Origin of the sequence: Mycobacterium sp. E3198 (assembly GCF_001667015.1) — a bacterium.
Classification (GTDB): domain Bacteria; phylum Actinomycetota; class Actinomycetes; order Mycobacteriales; family Mycobacteriaceae; genus Mycobacterium.
Genome location: NZ_LZIS01000022.1, coordinates 24,992 through 31,019, shown reverse-complemented (window position 1 = coordinate 31,019; position 6,028 = coordinate 24,992). Strand labels below are relative to the sequence as shown.

The 6,028-nt window shown below is 66.7% G+C and carries 7 protein-coding genes; 2 read left to right on the top strand and 5 right to left on the bottom strand.

What is annotated here, in order from left to right:
* The 4 genes from A5673_RS03295 to A5673_RS03280 form a co-directional block, all read right to left on the bottom strand.
* Nucleotides 1–242, bottom strand: a 242-nt coding sequence (locus A5673_RS03295; RefSeq protein WP_197518278.1) for a class I SAM-dependent methyltransferase, incomplete at its 3' end; no start/stop codon positions are given.
* Between the two features lie 79 nt (nt 243–321).
* Nucleotides 322–1,179, bottom strand: coding sequence for a 3-hydroxybutyryl-CoA dehydrogenase (locus A5673_RS03290; protein WP_068227075.1), 858 nt, complete (start codon nt 1,177–1,179; stop codon nt 322–324).
* 86 nt (nt 1,180–1,265) lie between these two features.
* Nucleotides 1,266–2,552: an isocitrate lyase gene (aceA, locus tag A5673_RS03285; RefSeq protein WP_068227073.1), complete on the bottom strand. Its 1,287-nt coding sequence runs from the start codon at nt 2,550–2,552 to the stop codon at nt 1,266–1,268.
* Nucleotides 2,553–2,829: 277 nt separating this feature from the next.
* Complete coding sequence (locus A5673_RS03280) at nt 2,830–3,624, bottom strand: acyl-[acyl-carrier-protein] thioesterase (protein ID WP_068227071.1); 795 nt, start codon at nt 3,622–3,624, stop codon at nt 2,830–2,832.
* 162 nt (nt 3,625–3,786) lie between these two features.
* Here A5673_RS03280 and ramB point away from each other — a divergent pair, with 162 nt between their 5' ends.
* Together ramB and A5673_RS03270 are read left to right on the top strand one after the other, a co-directional pair.
* Nucleotides 3,787–5,202, top strand: coding sequence for an acetate metabolism transcriptional regulator RamB (gene ramB / locus A5673_RS03275; protein ID WP_068227070.1), 1,416 nt, complete (start codon nt 3,787–3,789; stop codon nt 5,200–5,202).
* A 59-nt stretch (nt 5,203–5,261) separates the two neighbouring features.
* Complete coding sequence (locus A5673_RS03270; protein WP_197518279.1) at nt 5,262–5,759, top strand: carboxymuconolactone decarboxylase family protein; 498 nt, start codon at nt 5,262–5,264, stop codon at nt 5,757–5,759.
* Here A5673_RS03270 and A5673_RS03265 read toward each other — a convergent pair.
* Nucleotides 5,750–6,025 (bottom strand): hypothetical protein, encoded by a 276-nt coding sequence (locus tag A5673_RS03265; RefSeq protein WP_068227068.1) that lies wholly within the window; start codon nt 6,023–6,025, stop codon nt 5,750–5,752. The two genes, A5673_RS03270 and A5673_RS03265, sit on opposite strands and share 10 nt — an antisense overlap.
* Nucleotides 6,026–6,028 lie beyond the last annotated feature (3 nt).

The following is a 6,028-nucleotide window of genomic DNA, read 5'->3' as shown; positions in this document are numbered from 1 at the left end:
GCGCGGCGCATCGTGGCACCCCAGCCGCAGCCGATGTCGAGCAGCGTCATGCCCGGCTCGAGCCCGAGCTTCCCCAGCGCCAGGTCGAACTTGGCGTTCTGCGCCTCCTCGAGGGTCATATCGTCGCGCTCGAAATACGCGCAGGTGTACCCCATCGTCGGGTCTAGGAAGAGCGCGAAGAACTCGTCTGAAACGTCATAGATCGATTGCGACTCTTCGTAATACGGCCTCAACGCGGTCATGGGTGCCCGATACCTCTCGTTTGTTGAACGCGAGGATGATATCGGATCAGATCAACGCCTGCGAGTTGGACCCGTGAATTTAGTACGAGTAAAAACCCCGGCCAGATTTTTTGCCCAGCCGGCCCGCCTCGACCATCCGCAGCAGCAACGGCGGCGGGCCGTATTGCGGTTCTTTGAATTCCTCGAACATTTTGTTCGCGATCAGCTTGAGCGTGTCCAGGCCGACGAGGTCCGAGAGCCGCAGCGGCCCCATCGGGTGCGACAGCCCGGCGACCACGGCCTTGTCGACGTCCTCGACGCTGGCAAAGCCGCTCTCCACCATCCGGATCGCCGACAGCAGGTAGGGCACCAGCAGCGCGTTGACGACGAAACCGGACCGGTCCGAGCAGCGGACCACCTGCTTGCCCAGCACCGCTCCGGCGAACTCCTCGGTGCGCGCGGCGGCGGCCTCGTCGGTGACCAGCGTGCACACCAGCTCGACCAGCGGCAGCACCGGGACCGGGTTGAAGAAGTGCAGGCCCAGCACGCGTTGCGGGTTCTTGGTGGCCGCGGCGATCTTCATGATCGGGATGCTCGAGGTGTTGGACGCCAGGACCGCGTCGGGATCGGTGACCACCCGGTCCAGGTCGGCGAACACCTGCGCCTTGACCGCATCGTCCTCGATGATGGCCTCGATCACCAGCTGCCGGTCGGCCAGGTCCTTCATGTCGGTGGTGAAGGTGAGCTTGCTCAGCGCCCGGTCACGCTCGCGTTCGGTCACCTTGCCCGCGCTGACGCCGCGCTCGAGCGACTTCACGATGCGGTTGCGTCCCGCGGTGATCAGCGGCTCGGTGGTCTCGAACACGGTCACGTCGACGCCGGCGCGGACGGCGACCTCGGCGATGCCGGAACCCATCTGCCCGGCCCCGACGACTCCCACCCGCTGGATCGCTGCCATTGCTCCTCCTTATATGCGCGAGCAGACGCAGAATCGCATCACCTGGGCTGCAGGAGTGCGATTCTGCGTCTGGTCGGCAGACTAACTCAGTGGAACTGGCCCTCTTCGGTCGAACCGGTCAGCGCGGTGGTCGACGAGGTGGGGTCCACCGTGGTGGCGATCCGGTCGAAGTAACCGGCGCCGACCTCGCGCTGGTGCTTGGTCGCGGTGTAGCCGCGCTCCTCGGCGGCGAACTCGCGCTCCTGCAACTCGACGTAGGCGCTCATCTGGTTGCGGGCGTAGCCGTAGGCCAGGTCGAACATCGAGTAGTTCAGCGCGTGGAAGCCGGCCAGCGTGATGAACTGGAACTTGAATCCCATTGCGGCAAGCTCCTTTTGGAACTTCGCGATGGTCCCGTCGTCCAAGTGCTTGCGCCAGTTGAACGACGGCGAGCAGTTGTAGGCCAGCATCTGGTCGGGGTACTCCGCCTTGACCGACTCGGAGAACTTGCGCGCCAGCTCGAGGTCCGGGGTGCCGGTCTCCATCCAGATCAGGTCGGCGAACGGCGCGTAGGCCTTCGCCCGCGCGATGCAGGGCTCGATGCCGTTCTTGGTCCGGTAGAAGCCCTCGCGGGTGCGCTCGCCGGTGATGAACGGCTGGTCGCGCTCGTCGACGTCGGACGTGATGAGCGTGGCCGCCTCGGCGTCGGTGCGCGCGATCACCACGGTCGGGACGTCGCAGACATCCGCGGCCAGACGGGCCGAGGTGAGCGTGCGGATGTGCTGCTGGGTCGGGATGAGCACCTTGCCGCCCAGGTGGCCGCACTTCTTCTCCGAGGCCAGCTGGTCCTCCCAATGCGAACCCGCGACACCGGCGGCGATCATGGCCTTCTGCAGTTCGAAGACGTTGAGCGCCCCGCCGAAGCCGGCCTCGCCGTCCGCGACGATCGGCGCCAGCCAGTTCTCCACCGACCGGTCCCCCTCGACCTTGGCGATCTGGTCGGCGCGCAGCAGCGCGTTGTTGATCCGGCGGACCACCTGCGGCACCGAGTTGGCCGGGTAGAGGCTCTGGTCGGGGTAGGTGTGGCCGGACAGGTTGGCGTCACCGGCGACCTGCCACCCGGACAGGTAGATGGCCTTCAGGCCGGCGCGCACCTGCTGGACGGCCTGGTTGCCGGTCAGCGCGCCCAGCGCGTTGACCCACTCCAGGTCGTGCAGCTCCTCCCACAGCACCTCGGCGCCGCGGCGGGCCAGCGTGTTCTCCTCGACGACGGTGCCTTGCAGCGCGACGACGTCCTCGGCGGTGTAGGTGCGGGTGACGCCCTTCCACCGCGGGTTGGTGTCCCAGTCCTGCTGGATCTGCTCGGCGCTCTTGGGGGTGCCAACGACAGACATTGGGCTTACTCCTTAACGGTTCTTTGCTCTTCGCTAAACGTCCACGCCGCCCGCCGTCCGGCGGTAGCTATGGGCTTAACTTCACTGGCGTGCTAACTCGAAGATGACACAGCTTGTTCCTGCAGGTCCACCCGTTTCATTTGCCAATTTCGGCAACGACCGCCCGCGATTTTGCGAATCCTGCGAAGATGAACGCAAACTTAACCGTTTCAGAAGCTACCGGTCAGTAACCCCATTCACGCAGGTCAGACCAGATTTCTGCAGGACGCCTGTCCGGTTAGAGCGCGAAGATTGCCGCGACGGCTTTCGTCTCGTCGCCGACGGCATATGTGAGGGTTGTAACAGGCCGATCGGCCAGGCCGGCACCGAATTGATCCGTCGAGCCGGCCGGGTGGACGTGCGAGATGATCTCCAGCTTGTCGCCGAGCGCGACCGGCGCCTCGTGCTCGATCGTGGTGCGCAGCGGGCCGGCCAACAGCTCGGGGTGCGACGCCAGATAGTCCTCGATCACGCTCCAATACACCGAGTTGTTCATGTGGTCGAACAGGTCGATGTCGGTCACCCGGACCGGGAACTCGTGGATCTCGGTGGCGTCGTCGCGGCTCCCGGGCTTCAGGTAGCCCTTCCACCGCAATCGCTCCACGGACGTGGTCTTGTGCAGGCCCGCCAGGAAGTCGTCCGCGATGCGCGACGGCATCTGCGTCTCCCGGTTGATGTTGATCCAGAACGCCTCGGATTCGATCAGGCCGCCCTTGCGCCCGTCGATGCGGACCCGCATCTCACACCAGCGGTTCGAGGTCCCCGAACACCAGCGCCGGCACCGCAGCAGGTCCTGGAACTCGATCGGGCGGATCAGGTCGACCATGGTGCGCCGGACGATCCACAGCGGGTGGGTCTCCTCGAAGCCCATCTCCCGCAACTGGTCCTGGCCGATGTCCTGGATGTGGCGACACGCGGCGTCCAGCCGCAGCCGCCCGGTGCGGTCGATGTCGCCCACCCGCAGCGGCCATTCGCGATCGAATACATCGGGATGGCCGTCGGGCACCGGCATCATTGTTTTGTCCAGGCTCACGGCTTCGTCTCCCCGTTCCCTCCGAGTCGATATCCCAGGTTAACCCCGGCCCCCGCTGCGAATGATGCCAAATTGCGTCGTGCGAACACCAATCGTGACCGTATCGCGCCGCGGTGCGAACTCTGCGAACCGCGCCTTCGCAGCGCCCGGTACGCTTCGTGGGTGGCCAAAACCTTCGTCGGCTCCCGCGTTCGCCAGCTCCGCAACGAGCGCGGGTTTTCGCAGGCGGCGCTGGCCCAGATGCTGGAGATCTCGCCGAGCTACCTGAATCAGATCGAGCACGACGTCCGCCCCCTGACGGTGGCCGTGCTGCTCCGCATCACCGAGGTGTTCGGGGTGGACGCGACGTTCTTCGCCTCCCAGGACGACACCCGGCTGGTCGCCGAGCTGCGCGAGGTGACCATGGATCGCGACCTGGACATCGACGTCGAGCCCACCGAGGTGGCCGAGCTGGTCAGCGCCCATCCCGTCCTGGCCCGCGCCGTGGTCAACCTGCACCGGCGCTACCGGATCACCACCGCGCAGCTGGCGGCCGCCACCGAGGAGCGCTACTCCGACGGCAGCGGCAGCGGGTCGATCACCATGCCCCACGAGGAGGTGCGCGACTACTTCTACCAACGCCAGAACTACCTGCACGAGCTGGACACCGCGGCCGAGGACCTCACCATCAAGATGCGCCTTCACCACGGCGACCTCGCCCGCGAGCTGACCCGCCGGCTCACCGAGGTGCACGGCGTCCACATCACCCGGCGCATCGACCTCGGGGACACCGTGTTGCACCGCTTCGACCCCGCCACCAAGACGCTGGAGATCAGCAATCACCTCTCCTCGGGTCAGCAGGTGTTCAAGCTGGCGGCCGAGCTGGCCTACCTCGAGTTCGGCGACCTGATCGACAGCCTGGTCGCCGAGGGCAAGTTCACCAGCGAGGAGTCGCACACGCTGGCCCGGCTGGGCCTGGCCAATTATTTCGCCGCCGCCGCGGTGCTGCCCTACCGCCAGTTCCACGACGTCGCCGAGAACTTCCGCTACGACGTCGAGCGGCTGTCGTCGTTCTACTCGGTCAGTTACGAGACCATCGCGCACCGGCTTTCGACGTTGCAGCGGCCGACGATGCGCGGGGTGCCGTTCTCGTTCGTGCGGGTGGACCGTGCCGGCAACATGTCAAAGCGCCAGTCCGCCACCGGTTTTCACTTCTCCTCCAGCGGCGGGACGTGTCCGTTGTGGAACGTCTACGAAACGTTCGCCAACCCGGGCAAGATCCTGGTGCAGATCGCCCAGATGCCCGACGGCCGCAACTACATGTGGGTGGCCCGCACCGTGGAGCGCCGCGCCGCGCGGTATGGTCAGCCCGGTAAAACCTTCGCGATCGGGCTGGGCTGCGAGCTGCGCCACGCTCATCGGCTCGTCTACTCGGAAGGACTCGACTTGTCCGGGGATATCGCCACACCGATCGGCGCCGGCTGCCGTGTCTGCGAACGCGACAACTGCCCACAGCGGGCGTTCCCGGCCCTGGGGCGCGCACTGGATCTCGACGAGCACCGCAGCACCGTCTCGCCGTACCTGGTGAAGCAACCGTGAGCCCCGACGGGCGCATTCCGTCGGGCCGGTTCCGGGAGCTGGGTCCGATCAACTGGGTGATGGCGAAGGCGGCCGCGCGCCGGATGCGGGTTCCGGAGATGCATCTGTTCACCACCCTGGGCCAGCGCCGGATGCTGTTCTGGACCTGGTCGGCCTACAGCGGGCGGCTGCTGCGGGGCCGGCTGCCGGCGATCGACACCGAGTTGGTGATTCTGCGGGTCGCGCACGTGCGCGGTTGCGAATACGAGCTGCAGCACCACCGCGGGATGGCGCGAAATCAGGGCCTGGACGACGACTTACAGGCGGCGATCTTCGCCTGGCCCGAGACGCTGGACCCGGTCGAGGCGCGCCTGACCGTGCGGCAGCAGGCGCTGCTGGCGGCCACCGACGAGTTCCTCACGCAGCGGACCGTCACCGACGAGACCTGGCGGCAGCTGGCGACGCACCTGGACCGGCGCCAGCTCATCGAATTCTGCCTGCTGGCAAGCCAATACGACGGCCTGGCCGCGACCATGTCGGCGCTGGCCATCCCGTTGGACAGGCCCGCTCAGAAGTAGACGTCGGCCAGCACGGCCAGCGTCAGCGCCACCGGCGCCACCGGCAGTCCGAAGCCGAACGCCGACCAGGCGTACTTTCCCCGCCGGCGCTGCAGCGACGCCCACAGGGTGGCGCAGACCGCCAGCGCGAGCGACAGCAGCAACACCGTCGGCGCCCACCGGCCCACCGCCGCGTTGTCGTCGGCGATCGAAAAGGCCACCAGCCACAGGACATAACCGGTGGCGACGCCGCCGATGACGCCAATCACGGTGTCGCTGCGGATCATCGG